The sequence below is a fragment of the Mycobacterium sp. RTGN4 genome (assembly GCF_033804635.1).
Taxonomy (GTDB): Bacteria; Actinomycetota; Actinomycetes; order Mycobacteriales; family Mycobacteriaceae; genus Mycobacterium.
The window spans coordinates 1-20102 of record NZ_JAPZLB010000029.1; the positions used below are offsets into that span (position 1 = coordinate 1).

The 20102-nt window shown below is 63.0% G+C and carries 19 protein-coding genes; 12 read left to right on the top strand and 7 right to left on the bottom strand.

What is annotated here, in order from left to right:
- The first annotated feature begins 455 nt into the window (after positions 1 to 455).
- From SLQ30_RS32470 to SLQ30_RS32490, 5 genes are all read left to right on the top strand, one after another.
- Positions 456 to 1958: a hypothetical protein gene (locus SLQ30_RS32470; RefSeq protein WP_319451156.1), complete on the top strand. Its 1503-nt coding sequence runs from the start codon at positions 456 to 458 to the stop codon at positions 1956 to 1958.
- A 54-nt stretch (positions 1959 to 2012) separates the two neighbouring features.
- Positions 2013 to 2186 carry a hypothetical protein gene (locus SLQ30_RS32475; RefSeq protein ID WP_319451157.1) on the top strand — a complete coding sequence of 58 codons (174 nt, stop codon included), beginning with the start codon at positions 2013 to 2015 and terminating at the stop codon, positions 2184 to 2186.
- Between the two features lie 175 nt (positions 2187 to 2361).
- Positions 2362 to 3048 carry a hypothetical protein gene (locus tag SLQ30_RS32480; RefSeq protein ID WP_319451158.1) on the top strand — a complete coding sequence of 229 codons (687 nt, stop codon included), beginning with the start codon at positions 2362 to 2364 and terminating at the stop codon, positions 3046 to 3048.
- Positions 3049 to 3105: 57 nt separating this feature from the next.
- A complete protein-coding gene (locus SLQ30_RS32485) occupies positions 3106 to 3618 on the top strand; it encodes a nuclear transport factor 2 family protein (protein WP_319451159.1) in 513 nt (170 codons plus the stop codon).
- 51 nt (positions 3619 to 3669) lie between these two features.
- Positions 3670 to 4902 carry an acyl-CoA dehydrogenase family protein gene (locus SLQ30_RS32490; RefSeq protein WP_319451160.1) on the top strand — a complete coding sequence of 411 codons (1233 nt, stop codon included), beginning with the start codon at positions 3670 to 3672 and terminating at the stop codon, positions 4900 to 4902.
- Between the two features lie 22 nt (positions 4903 to 4924).
- On the opposite strand, the gene SLQ30_RS32495 is transcribed toward SLQ30_RS32490, so the two are convergent.
- Together SLQ30_RS32495 and SLQ30_RS32500 are read right to left on the bottom strand one after the other, a co-directional pair.
- Positions 4925 to 6148, bottom strand: coding sequence for a CoA transferase (locus tag SLQ30_RS32495; RefSeq protein WP_319451161.1), 1224 nt, complete (start codon positions 6146 to 6148; stop codon positions 4925 to 4927).
- Positions 6149 to 6255: 107 nt separating this feature from the next.
- On the bottom strand, positions 6256 to 7284 hold the full coding sequence (locus SLQ30_RS32500) for a zinc-binding alcohol dehydrogenase family protein (RefSeq protein WP_319451162.1): 1029 nt from the start codon (positions 7282 to 7284) through the stop codon (positions 6256 to 6258).
- A gap of 421 nt (positions 7285 to 7705) precedes the next feature.
- On the opposite strand from SLQ30_RS32500, the gene SLQ30_RS32505 reads away from it, so the two are divergent.
- From SLQ30_RS32505 to SLQ30_RS32515, 3 genes are read left to right on the top strand one after another with little or no spacing between them, the layout of a single operon-like run.
- Positions 7706 to 9316, top strand: a complete 1611-nt coding sequence (locus SLQ30_RS32505; RefSeq protein WP_319451163.1) for a bifunctional 3-(3-hydroxy-phenyl)propionate/3-hydroxycinnamic acid hydroxylase — start codon at positions 7706 to 7708, stop codon at positions 9314 to 9316.
- A complete protein-coding gene (locus SLQ30_RS32510; protein WP_319451164.1) occupies positions 9313 to 9669 on the top strand; it encodes a cupin domain-containing protein in 357 nt (118 codons plus the stop codon). The genes SLQ30_RS32505 and SLQ30_RS32510 overlap by 4 nt, the downstream gene beginning before the upstream one ends.
- Positions 9670 to 9712: 43 nt before the next feature.
- Positions 9713 to 10831 (top strand): DUF3500 domain-containing protein, encoded by a 1119-nt coding sequence (locus SLQ30_RS32515; protein ID WP_319451165.1) that lies wholly within the window; start codon positions 9713 to 9715, stop codon positions 10829 to 10831.
- Here SLQ30_RS32515 and SLQ30_RS32520 read toward each other — a convergent pair whose 3' ends face one another.
- The 3 genes from SLQ30_RS32520 to SLQ30_RS32530 form a co-directional block, all read right to left on the bottom strand.
- On the bottom strand, positions 10832 to 12238 hold the full coding sequence (locus SLQ30_RS32520) for an MFS transporter (protein ID WP_319451166.1): 1407 nt from the start codon (positions 12236 to 12238) through the stop codon (positions 10832 to 10834).
- Between the two features lie 104 nt (positions 12239 to 12342).
- The gene (locus tag SLQ30_RS32525; protein WP_319451167.1) at positions 12343 to 13590 is read right to left on the bottom strand and encodes an acyl-CoA dehydrogenase family protein; all 1248 of its coding nucleotides are present in this window, start codon (positions 13588 to 13590) and stop codon (positions 12343 to 12345) included.
- Positions 13591 to 13669: 79 nt separating this feature from the next.
- Positions 13670 to 14563 (bottom strand): fumarylacetoacetate hydrolase family protein, encoded by an 894-nt coding sequence (locus tag SLQ30_RS32530; protein ID WP_319451168.1) that lies wholly within the window; start codon positions 14561 to 14563, stop codon positions 13670 to 13672.
- Between the two features lie 270 nt (positions 14564 to 14833).
- Between SLQ30_RS32530 and SLQ30_RS32535 the strand changes: the two genes are divergently transcribed.
- Positions 14834 to 15340: a flavin reductase family protein gene (locus tag SLQ30_RS32535; protein WP_319451169.1), complete on the top strand. Its 507-nt coding sequence runs from the start codon at positions 14834 to 14836 to the stop codon at positions 15338 to 15340.
- Between the two features lie 241 nt (positions 15341 to 15581).
- The gene (locus SLQ30_RS32540) at positions 15582 to 16289 is read left to right on the top strand and encodes a FadR/GntR family transcriptional regulator (protein ID WP_319451170.1); all 708 of its coding nucleotides are present in this window, start codon (positions 15582 to 15584) and stop codon (positions 16287 to 16289) included.
- 9 nt (positions 16290 to 16298) lie between these two features.
- Here the strand turns inward: SLQ30_RS32540 and SLQ30_RS32545 are convergent, their stop codons facing one another.
- Both SLQ30_RS32545 and SLQ30_RS32550 read right to left on the bottom strand, forming a co-directional pair.
- Entirely contained in the window at positions 16299 to 16823 is a 525-nt protein-coding gene (locus SLQ30_RS32545) for a nuclear transport factor 2 family protein (RefSeq protein WP_319451171.1), read from the bottom strand.
- Positions 16824 to 16876: 53 nt separating this feature from the next.
- Positions 16877 to 18616, bottom strand: a complete 1740-nt coding sequence (locus SLQ30_RS32550) for a CocE/NonD family hydrolase (RefSeq protein WP_319451172.1) — start codon at positions 18614 to 18616, stop codon at positions 16877 to 16879.
- Between the two features lie 151 nt (positions 18617 to 18767).
- Between SLQ30_RS32550 and SLQ30_RS32555 the strand changes: the two genes are divergently transcribed.
- Together SLQ30_RS32555 and SLQ30_RS32560 are read left to right on the top strand one after the other, a co-directional pair.
- Positions 18768 to 19334: a TetR/AcrR family transcriptional regulator gene (locus tag SLQ30_RS32555; RefSeq protein ID WP_319451183.1), complete on the top strand. Its 567-nt coding sequence runs from the start codon at positions 18768 to 18770 to the stop codon at positions 19332 to 19334.
- Positions 19335 to 19450: 116 nt separating this feature from the next.
- Positions 19451 to 20056: a hypothetical protein gene (locus SLQ30_RS32560; protein WP_319451173.1), complete on the top strand. Its 606-nt coding sequence runs from the start codon at positions 19451 to 19453 to the stop codon at positions 20054 to 20056.
- Positions 20057 to 20102 lie beyond the last annotated feature (46 nt).

Consider the following 20102-nt stretch of genomic DNA (forward strand, 5'->3'; position numbering starts at 1 on the left):
CGGTCAACTCCACCACTGCCTGCACACCGGCCTGCACTACGACGAACACGTTGCGTTCCCACCTCCTCTCCAACTCGCGGCTTGACTCTTAACTTCGTGAGATGTCTTTCTGGTGGCTGTCGTGAATGTTCACTGTGAGCGGCGGGGCCTACTCGGCGCGTGAGTAAGCACCTACTCGAATCACAAATGGGCTACCCGGATGTTTTGCCGTCGCAGGAAGACGTCGTCGAGGGAACGACCGAATGGCACGCCATGCCGCGACCTCGGTCAAGGTCGCGCATGCAGTTGACGTGCGGTTATGTCGCGATCGGCGACGTCGGCCGAGCTCGCTTCCCTAGACACCGTATTTCTTTGCTCGCAGAAAGGTCGGCGCGTATATGCTTCGTCGGTCGTATGACAACTGAGCACCACGTGGAACGGCCCTGGTGATCGGCGGGGAGGCAGGGGGTTGGCCCATGGGGCGGCATAGCGCGTCGTATATCGCCGGACAGCAGGCACTTTCAACGGGCACGGCCGCCGGGGGTGCGGCCAGGTACGTGGGCCGCGTCGGCGGATTGGCGCTGGCACTTGGGATCGGCGCGGCGGTCGCCGGCGGTGCGGGCCTCGCCCATGCCGATGGCACCGTGGATGCCAAACACGGACCGGCGGCCGACGGCGGTACGCCCAACGACGTCGACTCGCCCACCAAGACCAAGAAGCCCAAGCTGGGGTTGTTCAACGCGCCGAAGGTGACGCTCGGCAGCCAAGTGCCCGATCCGGGCTCACTCTCCGGAATGATTTCGAAGCTTCCGCAGCGCATCGCGGGACTGGTCGCCGACCACACCCCAGGAGCCGATGGGGCGTCGACCCCGACGACGGACGGCCGTGCGGCGCCCAAGGTCAGCACACGCGGAAGCAGCAGGCACCGCGCCGATTTCAGTCATGCCGGCCCGACGGCCGACAGCAAGGTTCCACAGTTCAGCGCCGCCGCCGAGGACGTTGCCACGAAACTGCATACCGGTACGCAGTCCCTCGGCCTGGCGCCGTCCAGTCCCTCCGCTCCGGATCCGGCTCCCCCACAACGCCTTAACGTGTCGTCAGATGTGACGGCGTTCGCCGGCCCGGCGACGACCCAGAGCACGTTGGTCGCAACGACGGTCTCGAACCTCTTGGGCTCCCTCGGCGGCGTTTCCGGCAGTGGTGGGTCGCCGGTGGCACCTGGGCAGGTCATCCTGGGTGCGCTGCAGCTGCTGCGGCGCGAACTGGATCGACCGAGCACCGCCCAAACTCTGAGTTTGACCTCGATCGGCACGCTCTTCCATCCCGCGCCGGCGCCCGTCGTTCCGGCCCCGCCGACCGATACGGCGCCCGCCACGACGCCCTACCTCCCTGCCGACACGGTGTCCACGCCGTACGGCAACATCGGCAAGTGGATGCTGCAATCCAACGGGCAGATCTCCAACTACGGAGGGCAGCCCTACGACGGCAAGACGATGTTGGAGCCCGTCAACGTCATCATCGTCGACCCGAATTCGAAGTCCGCAGCAGAGTCCACGGCGAAGATCAACAGGGACATGTTTCTGGCGGGCTTCCCTGCCCAGCCGATCCACAGCAGCGGCTTCCTGGGGCTGATCGGTAGCAAGACCTACGGTCAACAGGCGCTTCCGCTGACCGCCTACTCCGACAACTTGTTCATTTTCCAGAACGATCACGGACGTCTCTTCGGACCCGCGCCTGCGCCGGACGGCGGGTACGTCTGGACCGGCGCGTTCAGCACCGAGACACCGACCATCTACAACGGGCTGCCCACGCACGCCTACGTTTCGTCCGACGCGGCGCGCGATGCGCTGGTGCTTCGGCTGCTCGCCACCGGCCAGGTGCAGTCCATCAGCTACATCCCGCTGGACAACGCGGTCGACACCGATACCACCACGACTGGCGATCACGATGGCTACGCGGTCGTCATCGTGCTGAAGTAGGGGCCCTCGATCCTGGACTCGACGCCCGCTGATTGACCGGTTCAGTAGGGCGTCTTGCGTTCGGTCATCACGAACTCCGAGACCGGAGCGGAGACACCGTTGATCGTCGTGTCGCCGTTGATGATGCCCGGAGCCCCGCTCGCCGAGATCGACGAGCATCCCTACCCCGCCCACCCGCGGGAAGTCAGTCCCACAAGATACGTTGCGTTTCCACTCAATGGTGTGTAACTTCGAAGCCATAAGACACGAACCGTGTCTTATGGTTGATTCGCTTGGCTCGGCACGGGTCTACCAACGGCACAGTCCATGGCCAGATCCTTTGGCAAGTGAATGAACAGCCCGCACGTCGCCGGCCACACCGCGCCTTCTGACGTGATGGCCACCATCGACACGAGGTAGTGAAATGGCTGATCGCAGGACCTCCTCCTTCTCAGTCGAATTGATCTCCGGGCCAGCCGGGGACTCGTCGATAGACAACTTCGAGATCTTCTATGCGCGCAGGGCTTTACGTCGTCTCAAGACATTGATCGGCCGCGACGGCCTGCTGGAGTTACTCGCCGCCGACATCGAGCTCGGCAATTCCTTCATGCGCGACCACGCCGCGAAATCGAATGGCGAATTTCGTTCGGCCACTACGGTCCTGGCCGTCGAGGGCATCAAGGCCGCCGAGTTCGTCGGCTATATGGACGAGATACTGACCGACGAGGCAGCCATGCTGGCGGCGCAACCGGAACACTTCGTGATGGCCGGTCACTCCGACGAGACAGCACACATCGTCGAAAACCTTGGTACGCATGTGTGCTCATTTCTGATGGGTTTTGGTCGACACGTCGAGTGGGCCGCCGACATCCCCGAACTTCTGCCGCTATCGGAATTTCCGTTCAAGAAGGCGACAAATCTCTTCCTGGAGGACGGGACCGACATCGGCCGGGTGTTGGCCCAGTTTGGTGACACCCCCGGCGGTTTCACGGCCAACCTCACCGTCTACTTCCCAGTCACCTGTCCGGAAGAGCTCTTCGAGCATCACCGCAGGCACTTCGCCGTCGAGTTCAGCAACTGGATGAAAGCCGCTGCCGCGATCCACCCCTAGTGCTCAGTGGCCGCACCGCCGGCAACGCAGGCCAATTCGACTACAAGAGGACAACCGATGAACGTTGAAGAGCTGATTGACCGGGCCGAAATCCACGACGTCCTGGTGCGCTATACGCGCGGTTTGGACCGCATCGACATGACCTTGGTCCGCGGCGCCTTTCACGACGACGCGTGGATCGACTTTCCCGAGGAGGTCTACGTCGGCACAGCCGACGGCTTCTGCGAATTCCTGTCCAAGGAGATGCCTTCCTTCGTGCGAACTCGCCACAACCTCGCCAACAGTCTCATCGAGCTCGATGGCGACATCGCCTTCGTCGAAACGTATTTGACCGCAGAACACGAGGCGACGTCGTACCACAAATGGGATTGTGCGTTTGTCACGTTGTGGGCCCGTTACCTCGACCGATTCGAGAAGCGCGGCGGAGTCTGGAAGATCGCAAGACGCCAACTGCTTATCGACTGGATGCGGCGAGACGACAGCCCGGCCGGCTGGTTCAAGTTGCCGCAAGGTCAGCTGGGCAAGCGTGATGGCAGCGATCCCGCGTTGCGACAACCGCTTCGGGGCTGATCGCAGCCTCAACCGTCCGCAAGACCACATCTTCCGAGCGTAGGAGAAATCATGAGCAGTGCCGTTTCGTCGAGCGGCGTCGCCCGACCGGATGCTGCAGAGGTGTTAGCCGGCGTCCGGGACTTGCAGCCGTGGTTGCGCGAGCACCAGGCCGCCGCCGAGAATGAGCACCGCATCCCCCAGGAATCGGTCCACCGTCTCTACGAGGCTGGCGTCTTTCAACTGACCACGCCACGACGGTATGGCGGCGCAGACTTCACTACCCGCGAGCTACACGACATCCATCGCGCGCTCGGATCTGGATGCGGCGCAACGGCGTGGGTGGTCTGGGCCACCGCGGGCGGCAACCAGTGGAGTTCGGCCTTCGCCGACGACGTCGTCGCACCGGTGTATCGGACACCATGGGTAGGAAACCGGACTTTCGCAGTGGGAGGGACGAGCCGCCGCATGTCGGGCACCGCCCGGAAGGTCGATGCTGGCTGGATGATCAAGGGCGCCTGGCCCTTTGCCACCGGCAGCGTGGACGCCTCGCACGGTTACCTGGCCGTCTTCTACGACGAGCACGACGACTCCAAGGTCGGCATGACGCTGGTGCCGAAGGCCTCCCTTCTAGAAATGAACGATTGGGACGCGATCGGACTGGGAGCCACCGGCAGTCAGACGATCAAGACTGACGGCGAGCTGTTCATCCCGGACGATCACTTCAGCACGCCCGCACAATTGTCGGCGCGACTCGATGAACTCAACGCGCGCGGCATCGGGCCCCGGCGTGGCGGCCTCGCGCGCTCGCTGATCATCAATACCGGCGTCGCGCTCGGCATGGCCGACAACGCAATGGACGTCTTCCTGGGCGGGGTGGAGAAGCGGAACATCCCCTACTCCCCCTACGCCCGCCAGGTCGACGCACCGATCACTCATCTCACCGTTGGCCACGCCCACACTCAGATTCGCGCGGCATCCGCGGTCGCCGACGCCGCCGTGGCCCAACTCGACCAGTACGAAGTCGAGGGCACCGACCCCTCCGACGAGGAAACCACTCAACTCCACACCGACGCCGCCTACGTATGGGACGCCTGTAGTTCGGCGGTCGAAGCGCTCTTTCGCGCTTCGGGCGCATCGGCGATCACGAGGCGTCAACCGCTGCAGCTCATCGCCCGCAACTGTCGAGCCGGCAGCTTGCACTCTGCGAACAACTTCGACACCTGGGTGGAGAACGTCGGGCGCACGTTATGTGGCGTCGAAGCCGCATCCATGTCGATGAGTGTGCTCGAACGGCGTTCGTAGCCAATAGGTATGCTCCGCGTCGCTAACCGAACTCGGCGACGTTCTGCAACGCCTCCGAGGACTGGAATTCCCGTCGCAGCGAGTCGCCGTGCTGATCCAGCGTCGGAGGTGCCTGATGCCGCAGCCGGGGCCGCTCTTGACCCGCAGGGTCGAAGAATCGAAGGGGTGGCCCTGGCAGGCGCAATGCGCCCAGCGTCTGGTGATCGACGTCGATCACGAGCCCCTGACTGCGGGTTTGCTCCCAGTCGTAGACCTCATCGATCGTGCGTACCCGACCGGCCGGTACCCCGGCGCGCTCGAGTCGAACGAGTAGGGACTGCGGAGTTTGGTCGATGAACGCCGACTCGAGTGTGTGTCGGACCAGTTCGGGATGGTTGAGGCGTTCGGTGTTGGTACGCATGCCCTCGGCATCGGCGTCGAGTCCCAGCTCAACGCACAGTCGACGCCACAGAGCCTCGTTGCCACAAGCGATCTGGACGGCGCCGTCCTTGCAACGGAATAGTCCGTACGGAGAGATCGACGGATGGTGATTGCCCTGGGCACGCCCCACCTCACCACCCACGGTCCACGCCGTGCCCTGATAGCCGTGTACACCGACGACTGCGGCCAACAACGACGTGCGCACGATCTGACCTCGACCGCTGCGCTCTCGTTCGTACAAAGCGGCGAGTACGCCGTAGCCGCCGTAAATTCCGGCCAGCAGATCCGCGATCGGTACCCCGATTCGTTGCACGTCTTCAGGATCGGGTCCCGTCACCGACATCAGACCGCCCTCGCCCTGAGCGATCTGGTCGTAGCCCGCGCGACCCCCTTCGGGGCCGTCGTGCCCAAACCCGGTGATCGACAGCACGACCAGTCGCGGGTTCATCTCGAGCATCCGTTCGAATGAAAAGCCCAGGCGGTCAAGCACTCCCGTGCGAAAGTTCTCGATCAGTACATCGGCGCAGCGAATGAGGTTGGCCAACGTCTCGCGACCCTGTGCTGACTTGAGGTTGACGGCGATGGATTCTTTGTTCCGATTTGCAGCGAAGAAGTATGTTGACTCGCGTTCGGCGCCGTCTGGAAAGCAGAACGGTGGACCCCAATGGCGTGCATCGTCGCCGCCGCCCGGATTCTCGACCTTGATCACTCGAGCGCCCAGGTCCCCGAGCATCATGGCTGCGTGTGGCCCGGCTAGCGCGCGCGACAGGTCGACCACGAGCAAGTCGCGAAGCGGCGGCGCACCCCGGGGAGCCCGACTCGACACATCTTCACCGCCGTTCGGCTCAGTGGCTGTGCGCGTGCCATTTTCAGCGTTGTTGGACAATTCCTTGCCTCCGTTGTGAGCTGCAGTCCGGCGGTGGAAATCCGTCGTCAGGCGAAGAAGACGACGTGCTTGGCATGTGGCGATGACTCCTGCAGGGACCACGTGCGACCGATGTCCACGAGCGAGGACCGTTCGACGGGAACGTGAAGCTTGCGTGCCGCGATCTGCCGCCACAACCAGACCAGGGCCGGTTCCTTGATCGTCATCGGGACGTGGAGCCCAGCGAAGCCGACGACCGTCAGCTGTCGCGACCGCAACAAGCCCGCGGGTATCTCGGCCGACGCCCCCGCTGCGTTTCCGATGTTGACGACACGACCGTGGGGGGAACACACCCGCAGCGCCGCTTGCAAGGGCAGTGCGTACAACCCATCGAGGACGACGTCGACGCGGCCGTTCGTAGCCTTCAACAATCGATCGGCCAATTCGTCTTCGGTGTCGTTGTCCCTAAGTTCAACTACTGCATCTGCGCCCAGGCCCAGAACCTGCTCGAGCGCCGACGTGTCTCGGCCGACGCCGACCACGCGCGCGGCTTGATGGCTCCGGGCAATCTGGACGGCCAATTGCCCGACGGTTCCGGTGGCACCCAAGATGAGCACGCTGTCGCCGGCTTTCAAGCGGGCTGTCTGGATGAGCGGCAGATACGCCGCGATGCCCGAATTGCCAACGGCGGCTGCAGTTACGGCGTCGACATCACCGGGTACTGGCACGACGTCCTCGTCCCCGACGACGACGTGGGTGGCAAGTGATCCAGGTCGGTCGGGAGTCGCGATGCACTGTGCATAGACCCGTTCGCCTGGCTCGTACCGAGCAGAGTGCATGACCACCCCTATGCACTCGCTTCCGGGCACGTACGCCCGATCGTGGCGCAGCGAGTGAAACGTGCCCGAGGCGATGTGCAGATCCAGCGGGTTGACGGGCGCAGCGAGCACGCGCAATAGGGATCGCCCCGGCGTTGTCGCGGGAAGGTCGACGGTGCCGAGGCGCGGCGACGCTCCGGGTTGGTCGATGATTGCCGCGGCTACCCGGCTGGGCACCTGCTCGACAACGCTGAACTGGTTCGTCGTCGCATTGTTCATTTCGACTCCCTCGGCGCCTCGACGACACCGCGGCGTGGCGAGCTCCGCAGCAACGGCATTAGCCGGCGAACACCCAGCACCAACGCGACACGTCTGATCTCAAAGTTCCGATATTAGACTTAAACCATCTTACCATTATGATGGTTTAGCGGTTCCATCGAGAGTGTTCTCCTCAGTGTCGGCCGCGGCTTCCGCTGTTCGTCCCCGGGTGTCACGGCCGAGATAAAGAGCTCCGACCAGTGGTTGCGGCAGGACTAGCGACTAGGGTCGACTCTTGACAGCACTGGCGCGGAACGTCACGATGAAAACATGCGAAAGGTAAGACTGTTTATCGACCGCTGCCAGTCGTGATGTCAGCGAATTTGGGGACGCAGCAGGGACTAGTGCGAGCGGAGGCTCGCCGAGGGACGGATGTGGGTGCATGCTGACCGCGTTGGAACGAGGCGGAGTCGCGGCCGTCGTTCGTTCGCACGTGGACTGCACCATCGTCGGTGGGGGCCCCGTCGGGTTGCTCACTGCCATCTTCCTCGGTCGGGCAGGCTTGAAGGTAGCCGTCGTCGAGCGCTGGCCGCAGCCATATCCGCTGCCACGCGCATGCACGATTGATCACGAAGCGCTCCGCATACTCCAAGCCGCAGGGATGATGGCCGAGCATTCCGACTTGTTCGAACCAAGCCGAGGTGACCGCGGGGGCTACGAATTCCGCAACGGCGCAGGCGAACTCCTGCAAGCCATCGACTGGAACAGAACCGCCGAGTCGGGTTGGGCCAACACGAACGGATTTCATCAGCCCGCGCTCGAAGCCGCACTCGAGCAGTTTGCGGCCGCGACGCCGGGAGTCAGCATCCATCGCGGCTGGTCGTTTCAATCCTTGACCCAGGACGACGAAGGCGTGACAGCCGTGGTGGAACGCACGGACCAACTCGACGAGTCCACAAGCATCCATTCGCGTTGGCTCGTCGGCGCGGACGGCGCCAACAGTGCTGTCCGCTCGCACCTCGGCATCGATGTCGGCGACTCGGGGTTCGAAGCCGACTGGCTCGTCGTGGACTATCAGTCGCTGTCGGCCGAACACGACTGGAGCGCCTTCGTCACTCAGTACTGCGATCCGTTGCAACCCGCAACTGCAGTCAACAGCGGTCCCGGACGCCGAAGGTTCGAATTCATGCGCCGACAGGACATGTCCGCAGAGGAACTCGGGCACGAGCACACGGCATGGCAGTTGATGGAGCCATGGGGCGTAACGCCCGAGAACGCCCAATTGGAGCGGCACGCCGTCTACACCTTCCGGGGGCGGTGGGCATGCGAATGGCGCCGTGGGAACGTCTTCCTCGCCGGCGACGCCGCTCACCTCATGCCGCCATTTCTCGGACAGGGATTGTGCGCGGGTCTACGAGATGCCAGAGCGCTCACGTGGCGGATAAGCATGGTGCACAACGAACTCGCCACCCCCGACGTGCTCGACAGCTACGGACCCGAGCGGCTTGGGCATGTCCGAGAGCTCATTGACGAGGCAGTGGCCGCCGGTCGCGTGATCTGCGAGCAAGACGTCGACCGCGCTGCCGAGCGGGATGCGGAGCTGAAGCGGAGATCCGCCGATCCGAGCGCCGCCCTTCGAGATCCACCACATCCGCGGCTCGGCGAGCCTTCACTGACGCTGCCAGGAAGAGGTCCGGATGGACGGCTTGCGCCGCAAGGACGAGTCAGGGTAGGCGACCGAGCCGGCCTATTCGACGACATCGTCAGCGGCGCTTGGCAATTGATCAGCCTCGGAGATCTGACCGGCCTCTTGTCCGAGACCGACGTGTCCTGGTTTCGCGGGATCGGAGGCGTCATCGCAGATGTCTCGGGCGTGGGGGGTCTCGAGGACGTCGAAGGCGACTACAAGAATTGGTTCGCCGCGCGCCGGTGCGAAGTGTTCCTGGCCCGCCCAGACTTCTACGTCTACGCGGCCGGCGATCTGACCGACGTCCCGGGGTTCATCTCCCGCCTGCGCGACGCACTCGCATCCACCCCTACGACAGATAAGTGATTGATCACATGGGCATGCACGTCACCCGACTCGCCAACGGCACACCGTTCGACCCGCCAGGACACCGCGGAGTCGGCCCCATTCGTTTGCAGGGCGGAGATACGTCCACGACGCAGAATTTGTCCGTCGTGCTGTCGCACTACCTACCGGGCGCCGAAGCGGCGTCGGCTCCTCAACCGACCGAGACCGTGTACGTCGTCGTCGCTGGTGAGTTGGTGATGATCAGTGAAGGAACCGAGGAGACGCTGCGCGAATACGACTCCGTGCACTTCACTGCCGGGACAATTCGTTCGGTGATCAACCGATCCCCGCTGCCCGCCAGCATGCTCGTCATCCGAGCGGTCAGCCAGTGACGCCACCCCCATACAATCCGACGATGCAATCAGATGAGGTGACATGACGGACCTTCCACAGTCCCATCAACCTCGGACGAACGGATCGTTCGACGCGACCGTGGTCACGTTCGCAGCGATGGGCCTGTACGACGCTCTGACCTCTGATCAGCGTGAGCGAGTGTTGCTGGCCCGCGACGACGTTGGTAGAACACATTGGAACTTCCTGCCCGAGAGCGGCAGGCATGGCCTGGCGCTCGGTGAACTCGACAGAGGCCAAGAACTGCTCGCCCATCGACTGATCGCCGAGTCGATGTCAGTACCGGCTTACGCTCGAGTGGTCCAGGTGATGGCCAACGAACACGTGCTCCGCGAACTCAATCAGCCCGTCTTCGGCCACGTCGCAGCGACCTTCCGGGACCCGCGCGGTTACTTCTTCACCTTCTTCGGTCAGCCGCAACCAGATTCGACGTGGGGCTGGCGGATGGTGGGTCATCACTTGTCGCTGAACGTGACCGTCGTAGATGGCGATCTCGTCAGTGCCACGCCGTTTCTGTTCGGCGCCGAACCTGCACGCTTCGGGCCGTTCCGCATCCTTGGCGAAGAGGAGGACGCCGCATTCGTCCTACTCGATAGCCTGACCGCCACTCAGCGCGATTCCGCCATCATTCATTCGAAGCCGCCTGCAGATTTCGTCACTCGCACCGTCGAGACGGTCGGCGACACGGAATTCCCGGCATATCACGGGGTAGGCCGACGCGACGCCATGATCACCGATGACGACCGACGCGCGCTGGCCTACTTCCGCGCGCATCCGCGCGGCGTCCGCGCCGGTGACCTATCGGCCGCGCAACGCGCCAATTTCGACGACCTGCTCGCCATGTACATCGAGCGCGTTCGCCCCGGGTTGGTGGGCTTCGAAATGGACCGGATCACGGCCGTCGGTGGCGTCGAGGCGCTGCATTTCGCATGGGCAGGCGGAACGACCATCGACAAGCCACACTACTTCCGCATTCAAGGCCAACACACGCTCATCGAGTTCGACAATGCGGAGGACAACGCAAACCACGTACACAGCGTGTGGCGCGATCCCTCCAACGACTTCGGCGCCGACCTCTTGCTGCAGCACCACCTCGAACACGATCACTCCGGATCAACCGAAGCCGTTGGCACAGAAGAATAGTCAAGGATCCGATCGTCGCCGGAGCAGCAACGACACCAGGCGAAGTGACGACGCGAGGCAGCCGAGAATGCAGAAGCCAAAAGCCGTCAACAGTGCCGCCCGCGCGCCAGACGCCAGTGCCAGCACGTCTGTATGGGAAAGGTCGGCGAACAGGCCGCCGAACGTGGCGTGCTTGGCATCTGCTGACAGCCATGAACCTAAGAGTCCGAGCGACAGGGTCACGCTGATCAATGCGCCCGCGCTTTGCAAAGTGGACCGCACGCCATTGGCTACGCCGCGCAGCTGCGGCGCAACGGTGCCCACGATCGACGACGTATTGGGAGTCATGAACAGACCCACTCCCGCACCGATGACGAAGAGGTTGGACAAGAGCGCTACGCCGTTCATGTGAGGGCTCAATTGCACACTCAATGCTGCTATCCCCAGCGCGGCAACTGCCAACCCAGTGCTTGCGAGCAAGGCCGGAGGCCACTGCGGTGTGGTCAGGGCGATGAGCAGGGAGGCGAGCATGGTGCCGATCGCCATTGGCAACACTCGAAGCGCCGCCTCAAGTGGATCGATCCCGAGCGCCGCCTGCAGGAACAGTGACATCACCAGCACCACCGATGAATAGGAGATCGCCATCAACAGTGTCGATGCATAGGCCATGGCACGCTGAGCGTCGGCGAATACAGACATGTCGAGCAGTGGCTGCCTGACGATGAATTGAGCCCCGACGAACAATGTGGCCGAGAGCGCTGAAAGTGCCAGGCACACCATGGATACCGTTGAGTCGAGGCCTTGAGTCGTGATGCCGGACAGCCCGATCGCGAAGGCACCCACACCAAGGGTTGATAGCCCGGCCCCACACCAGTCGAATCGCTTCGCCGACGTCGACACTGGCCGAGCCGCCAACAGCCTGGACGCCAGCGCCAAAATCATCAGCCCGAGAGGCACATTGACGATGAACGGCGCGTTCCAGCCCATGTGGGTGACCAGCGCTCCGCCGATGACCGGTCCGCTCGCCAGCGCAGCGGCTGAAATCGTTACGTTGACGCCCAATCCCGTCGCAAGCTTCGACGGAGGAAAGGCCTCGACTAGTATCGGGGTGGTTGCCGAAACGATGCACGCCGCGCCCGCTCCCATCGCCGCGCGGCAAATGATTACGGCCGCCGGCGAAGAGGACACGCTGCAGACCAGGCTGGACGTAGTGAAGACGGCCGCGCCGATCAGATAGACGTACCGAGGACCTACGATGTCGCAGATTCGGCCGGCGCTGAGAATGAGCGTGCTCAGCGCCAACGCGTACGCCATGACGAACCAGGTCACCGCCGTTGGCGTGGCGCCGAAGTGCTTGGCGACGGCCGGGAGCGCGATGTCGAACGAGCTAGTGTTCGTGCCGGTGAGGATGGCACCCAGGCCCGTCACCGTCAAAGTCAACCAACCACGGCGAGTGCTGTTGCCGCTCTGGGTAATTGACCAGTCCCCTCTCGCATACTTGGCGCGGGCTGGCCGATCACAGCGATCCGGCGTTACTTGTTGCGGATGCCTGCGATACCGGCATACGAGTGCGGCGAGAGCCCGGCCACGAGACGACCGTAGTTCTCCGCCAGCGCCTCGAAGTTCAACGCGCCGTGCAAGGTGACGACTCGAGCGTCACGCCACGCACGTTGGATCGGTTCGGCTTGTTGAATGGCCGACGAGCCCGAATTGCGCTGCATGAGTTCGATCGCCTCGGCGCACAACTTGGCAGCTTCAGCAGCTTCGAGCAGGACACGTGCATTGAACTCCTGCAGTTCCTCGGGCTCGGGCGGGGCGGCCGTCATGGCCCGCTCCCCCATGCGATCTGCGGCCTCGGCGTTCGCGCGCGTCATGAGCTTGGCGGCCCGCAACTTGAGATGTACCTCCGCGAGCACGCGGTGAGTCAGCGGCGCTTCGAGTTGGTCTTTGTAACTCGTACCGCGGATTGGCCGACCGGCCGACCGTTCAAGGAACCGTTGTAACACGCCTTCGGCTAGACCGATCGACATGCCAGCCATCGTGCTGAATGCCCAGGCAAGCGTCGGTGTCTTCCACAGCGAACCAGCCAACCCGTTATCCCTTGTTGCAGCAGATATCTCGCTCATTGGTACTAGGCGATGCTTAGGCACCAGAAGTTCGTCACGCACCAGAGCAACTGAATTGCTTCCCGAACCGGACATGCCGGCAACGTGCCAATCGTCGAGCGAGGTGAGTTCGTCGTGCGGAACCTGGACACCCGCGAGATAGGAGTCGCCCTCGTCTTCGACGATCACGCCGAGGTTGGTCCACGCGGACCATAATCCGTTGCTCGAAAAGGGCCAAGGGCCGCCTCTGATCAGCCATCCGTCGCTGACTCGTCGGGCCCGGCCCTTGGTAGCAGGTATGTGCCCGACGGCGGATAGGTAGGGCCCCGGGGAGTCGGTGCCGAAGATGTCCTTCACCACCTCTGTTCCACAACCGATGCCGATCCAGTTCTGGGTGACGCCCACCCAGACCACCCAGGCGGTCGATCCGTCCCACTTCGCGACCTCGGTGAGGACGTCCAATTGATCGGCCACGGAAAGCTCGTATCCCCCGAATTCTCGTGGTGCGCCCATCCTGAAAGTGCCCGCGGCGGCGAGCTCCTCGATGGTTTCGTCCGGGACGCGGCCGTCCCGTTCGGCCTGGAGCGCTCGTTCGCGAAACTGTGGACCGATCGTCTTGATTCGGTCCACGATCGCATCGCGCGTTCCGGCCGTGTTGACGTCGACAGCTGCCATGTCAATCACCAATCTTTCTTGTTATGAAGATATTTCGAGTGATGCCAGCGGCCGCGACCGTCCGCCGCGGCGACTCGAGTCAGCGTGCCGCTGGGCTAGCAGCGGACTCCGAGACTTGCCCGGTCGCGATCCGGCGGAGGTTCGGGGAGACGATGGTGCTGCTCACCTTTCCCAAGCGTTCGATTTCCACTTCCACCTTGTCGCCGGCCACCAGAAGCCTCGGTGGCTTGCGCGCATAGCCGACCCCGGACGGCGTACCCGTGGCCACGAGGTCTCCGGGCAAGAGCGTGATCGTGTGCGATATGTGCGCCAATATGGCCTCCACCGAGTGGATCATGTCGCGGGTCGAGGCGTCTTGCATGATCTCGCCGTTGACCGACGTCCGCAGTCGCAGACCTTCGTGCACGTCACCCACGTCAGCGGCGGCCACGAGCGGTCCAAGGGCGCCCGAGTTGTCAGCGTTCTTGCCCAAAAGCCATTGCGAGGTCGTCTTTTGAGCTCGCCGAGCGGTGATGTCGTTGAAAACCGAGTAGCCAACGACGGCAGCCAGCGCTTCGGCCTCGGTGGCATCCACCAGACGCCTACCGACCCACGCAACGACTTCGCCCTCCCAATCCAGTCCGTCTTCGCCACGCGGCACTGGAACGTCGGCACCGTCAACGCTGACCGATCGGCCCCATCGGCCGGAGATGCTGGGTACCTCGGGCAATGACTGACCGCCGTAGGAGCCTTCCGCGGCGTGGTCGCGGTAATTGAGCCCCACGCAGAAGAACTGGGCATCGGGTCGCAGTGGCGCCACGAGCGCGGCCCCTTCGCACGCCATCGTCTCACCGCAGGCCTGCCGGGTGATCCAGTCGTACGGTGCCGACCAGAACGTCTCCAGATCGGTCAGCACGGTCAGCGTCAAGCCGTCGCCGGAAACCCGCGCCACACTGATTTCGCCACTTGCGTTGCGCACGCCCACTATTGGCATCGCCATATTCCTTTCTCGCCAACCCACTGAAGGATCGCGAGTTTCGCGTGCGCGCTGCACGTCACGCCGCCGTCGGTCGTCGGGAGACTGACTGCCGCCTGGCTCGGCGTGAGCCGACGTCAGAACGGTTCCTACCCTTTTCCATCATAACAGTTATGATGGTTTAAAGGCTACCGAGTCCGGCAGTAGAAGTTGGTGTCACTTGGGTTGGACGGCAGCCGCCGCGGCTGGGTCGAGGCCGCAGCTCACCTGTCAAGGAGGATCCCACACATGCCCGAGACAACCCAGCCGACGGCCGCAGACCAAGCCGATTCCTTTCGCGACGTCATGGCAGCGGTCTGCACGCCGGTCACCGTGATCACCGCCCTTCGCGGGCGGGCACCCTTCGGCACGACAGTCAGTGCATTCGCGTCCCTGTCGGTCGCCCCTCCGATGGTGCTCGTGGCGCTCGATCGCAACTCTGATCTGCTACGAATCGTGACCGATACCAATCGATTCGGCGTGAACGTCCTGGCCAAGGAGCAGGCCGACCTCGCGATGAACTTCGCCACCAAGGGCGGCTCGGACAAATTCAACAGCGTGGTGTGGCACCACGACCACGACGTGCCTCGCCTGCCGGGCGCAGGCGGCTTCCTCGCGTGCAGCGTCGCCGCATTCGTTGACGGTGGCGACCACATCGTGCTGTTGGGAAACGTGGTGTCGGTAACCGCGGGACAGGGCGGCCCACTGACCTACCACGGTCGTCGTTTCGGCACCCATGAGCCGCTCAACGCATGAGGGGTTTCCGAACCGGCACTCCCGCAGCATCCAAGGTCAGGTTGACAAACTCCCCAGTCAAACACCACTAGCTTTAATGCCTTTTTACTTTCTGAGCGGAGTCTGAGTTTCCGGCCGTTGCTTCACGTAACGCCCGAATCCTCGATGGATATGCGCCTGAGCAGGTAGTTCGTCTCCGGATCCGCACTTGGGAGCGTCTGCCTTGCGCTGCGGCATACCTCATGACTGTTAAACTCTTCTCATGGCCACTCAATTGCAGGTCAAGACAAGAGCAGAACTGCTTGCCGGGCAGGTACAGGACCGGATCGCCGAGGAAGACCTCAAGGCCGGCGACATGATCGGCACGCTGGACGAACTCAAGCAGCAAAGCGGTTATGCACGCTCGACAGTCGCCGAGGCGATCCGCCTGTTGGCCGACCGAGGGGTAGCCGAAATTCGACCGGGCCGGGGCGGCGGCGTCTACGTCGCTGCGGGTGGTGCGCCCGTGGTACGCATTGGCCGGACACTACTGACGGTATCGGATCATCCCGCCGCGGTCACCGACGCCATCGCAGTCCGCAATGCACTCGAACCGCTCATCGTCATGGATGCGACGCGACACCGCGACGAGGCCGACATTCGTGAGTTAGGCGTTCTGATCAAGCAATTGGCCGACGCCATCCCGTTGGGGACCGCCGGGTTCCTAGAGATCAACTGGCAATTGCACCTGCGGATCTCCGACATCACACCAAACGTATTTGCGCGCAATCTCTATCGGGGAATGGTGCAATACACGAACGACCACGCGTCAGCGGCCGAGCACTCGGAACCGTCCGACGACCGGCCCTGGCTAGAGATGCGCTATCACGTTCATCGCGAATTGGTCGAAGCCATCATTAGCGGCGACACGCATCGCGCCCACCAAGCCGTATCGTCACACCAGCAAGGCCGATTCGCCGCCGAGAGTTGACGTCCAGGGTCAGTGCGCCCGCAAGAATGCGTTGAGAATGGCGATTTGGCCTGCGTCGCTTGCCTGGTGGAGAACGTTGAGGTCCATGTCCGGGTTGTGGTCGCCCATCGGTTCGGGGACCGCTGGGTTTCCCGTCCAGGACATCAGGCGGCACACCCGATGCGCGATACGCCAGCCGGCGCCGGTCCGAACGAGGGTGTCGTCGTACCAGCCCGTCCCTTGCCAGCTGGGACCACCTTCTGCAGCGTGGCGCAGGAGCAGCCAATTGCCGTAGCTGAACGCATATGCCTTGTCGCCCTCGACCTTGACGACCTGGCCCATCATGGTGTGTTGGTGACCGTCCAGCGTCTGATGGAACTCCGCGAACGATTGTTTGAACTCGGTTAGGCCCCTCCAAGCAGCCCCGGCGGGGCCGAACTCAGCGATGATGTCGTCGGTGAAGACCAGGTCGAACAAATCCCAGCGATGCGCGTCGAGCGCGAGGCCGTAGAGGTTCAAGATCTCGACAATCTCCGCCTTGTCTTGCATGGTCATAGGTACCAACTCTCCTGTTTGATGAACGATATTGCCGTTAAAGCGCTGTTGTCCTACCGCTTCTGAATGGGCAGCTGGAGGTACGAGGCATGGTCCCCGCCGGTGTGAATGACGTGTTGGCCGCTGTTGGCGCCCACGTACTCGCGGATGGCGGGCATCAACGTCCCCAGAAGGTTTCCGGCGCTGATGACGAGGCGGAGCTGTTCACCGGGGTAGAACACCAGACCGATTGGCAGCAGATCGATTTCGATGTCGACGACCTCGCTGGCTGCGAGCTTCTCGACCCTGTCGAAGGCGTGCGCGGGCACGTCGTCGGTCGAGCGCGTCTCGTCCAGGCGGCGAGCGGAGACGCGCAACCGTCCGTCAGATCCCTTGTACCGCAGGATGCTGGCACCGTGATCGGTGAGGTCATGAATTCTCGCGTTGTGATTGGGCACGGTGAACTGCTGAAGCGGCGTGCCATACGCGTCGAGCTTTTGCACGAGCAGAAAGAGGTCCATGTCGTCGGCACCCCGTGCCTCGACCCAAAGGTGGGCCTTCGGATACCCAACCATGACCGTCTCCTGATCGAATCTCGCGATGAACGACACCGCATCCGGAGTGGCATCGACGTCGTAGTCGACGGCGATCGCGTCATTCGATGCTTCGGTAGTCAAGGTTCGCGACCGGCCGTCGAGGTAGTACTTCGTCGACCTGACCTCGCTCGGCGGGAACTGGTCGGCAGCCAGGTTGACCTTGTCGCCACCTTCCAAATCGAGTACTGAGTAACGAACGCGGGGCGTCGATTCCCACCCGTTGTCGTCGTCCTTGAGGTAGCGGTCGAAGAAGCGCCGCAGGTCCTCGACGTTCGCCTCGTCGTAGTAGTCGGGCCATTCCTGCGAGTTGTGGACGCGTAACCACTTCTGCTCAGAGCCGATTCGCCGCCAAGCGCGGAAGGTCCCCGCCGTGTGCAGCGTGTTCGAGTAGCTGGCCACCACATATGCAGGCACCTCGATCCTGCCGAAATCCGGAATCTTGTTCTCCCACAGGGCGTTCATCAGCGGATAGCGCTCCGCCTCCGAGAGCACGTCTTCCTTTAGGTTCTTGCCGAAGAAGCTGCCGTCCTGCAACTGTCGGACGAACCCGGTGTCCGGCATGCCACCGCGCATCACCAGGTCGCGATAGACGTCGCTGACGCCTTCCCACGGGTTGATCGCCGCAAGGTGCGGTGGTTGTTCAGCGGCGGTGAACCACTGCGACACTGCTAGATACGACGTCCCGCTCATTCCGACTTTGCCGTTGCACCATGGCTGTTCGGCCAGCCATTCGATCAGGTCGTAGGAGTCGCGGCCTTCCTGGCGGTCCCACAGCACGCTGTCGCCTTCGGAGTCGACGACACCGCGGATGTCCGGATTGCAGATCGCATAGCCGCGGGCGCACCAATAGGCCGGATCCGGACCTTCGAACTTCTCCAGACCAGATACGATCCCGTTCTCCAGGCCGACCATCCCAAACACGCCCATCACGCTGGCGGATGTGCCCTGCCCCTTGCCATATGGGCTCCAGGCCACGATGACCGGCACCTGGTCTGTACCGACAGGCCGAAACACGTCGACGTGGATCGTTACACCGTCGCGCAGCTCGACGGCAACGTCCTTGTCGAACCTGATGTCGACCGGTATCGCCTGGAACTGAGGCGCAATCTGAAAGCCCGCCTGGAGAGTTCGCGTGAGTGGCTGGAATTCGGTCAACAGGCCAGTCCGTCCTGGCGGCAACGGCTGGGACGGTATGAAAATCTTCTGGTCGTCGCTCAAGGCGATCTCCCCACGTCTCGATACCGACACGTAAGATACGAGTCGTGTCTTGCGACGACGCTACACCGATCGCGGTACGATACGCAACGTGTCTTCCACCGGTGGCGCCGCGGGTACGGCCGGGACCGTTCGTCGCCGCGATGACGTATTGATGGAGGCGATCCGCGAGGCGACCAGAGCCGAGTTGGCCGACTTCGGATATGCGGGCGTCACATACGAAGGCGTCGCGCGGCGGGTGCGAACCAGCAAGCCGGTGCTCTACCGTCGCTACCGCTCGCGCGCCCACATGGTCGTCGACGCATTACCCAACTTGCGCTGGCAGCCCGACGACGACGGAATCGCGCCGTCACAGTCGTTACGGGAAGATCTTCTGGCCTTGTTCGGTGCAGTGGTGGACAACTTCATGGCCATCGGCATCGACAACTACCGCAGTCTCATCGCCGACGCCGATGACGCCTTGTTCGAATTCCTCGACGCACAGGTGACCGGATTGGCGGAACGGACTATCTATCCAGCCCTCGCCCGAGCCCGCGAGCGCGGAGAGATAGGTCCGCACGAGATTCCCCGCCGTGCAGCAACGAGCATCGGCGTATTACTCCGTGACGAAATGGTCTTCGCGCGCAATGACGTTGGCGCCGAGACCATTGCCGAGATGCTCGACACCGTCTACCTGCCGTTGATCAAGACGATGTCCGCGGGAGTGCCCGAAGCGACGTAGCAGCCTCGCACGCATTTGCTCCAGCCCGGACTTGGGCGGAAACGAACAATCACTACCTTCATGATGTTTTATCGCCTAAGATACGTAGGACGGCACCCGGCCATCCAAGCAGCGAAGTGAGCGACGTGAAACATCATCTGCCGCAGCGACTTCGGATTGCGCTGGGCAGTCATGGCATATGCCGTCGGTTGGCGACGGCGCTGGCTGGGTCCGGACTGGCGTTCGCCACCATGACGTCCGCGCATGCGGACCCACCGAGCACTGCCCCAGTCAGTCCATTTCCGGAGATGTCTCACCTCGCGGTCTGGTACACGCAACTGGACTCAGAACAATTCTTCCTCCCCGACCAACCCGGCGTCTGGTTCTTGACGCCGGCCGGGCAGAACTGCGGCATTTGGAATTGGGGAAGTTTTGGCTGCGCCGGTGACATCCCCGGCGCACCCCCGGACGTCCACGACATCGCGTGGTTCAACGGAAATCGCGCCGTGCACTACGGCTGGACAGCGGCCATCCAGTTCCCCCCTGGACAAGCCCAGCAGACGCTGCCGCCACGCAGCTACGTTACGTACCAGTCGACGACCTGCGCGACCATGCCAGACAACAGTACGTACTGCGGGCACGGCGACTTCGAGTTCTTGATGAGCCAGGATCGCACGTGGCTCAAGGGTTGGGATGACAGACTCTCTTTCGTCTGCCTGAGTTACGGAACCTGCCCGACGTAGCATCCACGGCCCCCTCGCCTATTGCGATAGTCCCGTCAATCGCGTC

What these genes read in the sequence shown, in the direction of transcription:
- SLQ30_RS32490 (WP_319451160.1), top strand. Translation starts at nt 3,670, where the DNA reads ATGAGCAGTGCCGTTTCGTCGAGCGGCGTCGCCCGACCGGATGCTGCA.
- SLQ30_RS32545 (WP_319451171.1), bottom strand. Translation starts at nt 16,823, where the DNA reads ATGACCATGCAAGACAAGGCGGAGATTGTCGAGATCTTGAACCTCTAC.
- SLQ30_RS32480 (WP_319451158.1), top strand. Translation starts at nt 2,362, where the DNA reads ATGGCTGATCGCAGGACCTCCTCCTTCTCAGTCGAATTGATCTCCGGG.
- SLQ30_RS32505 (WP_319451163.1), top strand. Translation starts at nt 7,706, where the DNA reads ATGCTGACCGCGTTGGAACGAGGCGGAGTCGCGGCCGTCGTTCGTTCG.
- SLQ30_RS32525 (WP_319451167.1), bottom strand. Translation starts at nt 13,590, where the DNA reads ATGGCAGCTGTCGACGTCAACACGGCCGGAACGCGCGATGCGATCGTG.
- SLQ30_RS32485 (WP_319451159.1), top strand. Translation starts at nt 3,106, where the DNA reads ATGAACGTTGAAGAGCTGATTGACCGGGCCGAAATCCACGACGTCCTG.
- SLQ30_RS32500 (WP_319451162.1), bottom strand. Translation starts at nt 7,284, where the DNA reads ATGAACAATGCGACGACGAACCAGTTCAGCGTTGTCGAGCAGGTGCCC.
- SLQ30_RS32515 (WP_319451165.1), top strand. Translation starts at nt 9,713, where the DNA reads ATGACGGACCTTCCACAGTCCCATCAACCTCGGACGAACGGATCGTTC.
- SLQ30_RS32540 (WP_319451170.1), top strand. Translation starts at nt 15,582, where the DNA reads ATGGCCACTCAATTGCAGGTCAAGACAAGAGCAGAACTGCTTGCCGGG.
- SLQ30_RS32470 (WP_319451156.1), top strand. Translation starts at nt 456, where the DNA reads ATGGGGCGGCATAGCGCGTCGTATATCGCCGGACAGCAGGCACTTTCA.
- SLQ30_RS32530 (WP_319451168.1), bottom strand. Translation starts at nt 14,563, where the DNA reads ATGCCAATAGTGGGCGTGCGCAACGCAAGTGGCGAAATCAGTGTGGCG.
- SLQ30_RS32535 (WP_319451169.1), top strand. Translation starts at nt 14,834, where the DNA reads ATGCCCGAGACAACCCAGCCGACGGCCGCAGACCAAGCCGATTCCTTT.
- SLQ30_RS32555 (WP_319451183.1), top strand. Translation starts at nt 18,768, where the DNA reads ATGGAGGCGATCCGCGAGGCGACCAGAGCCGAGTTGGCCGACTTCGGA.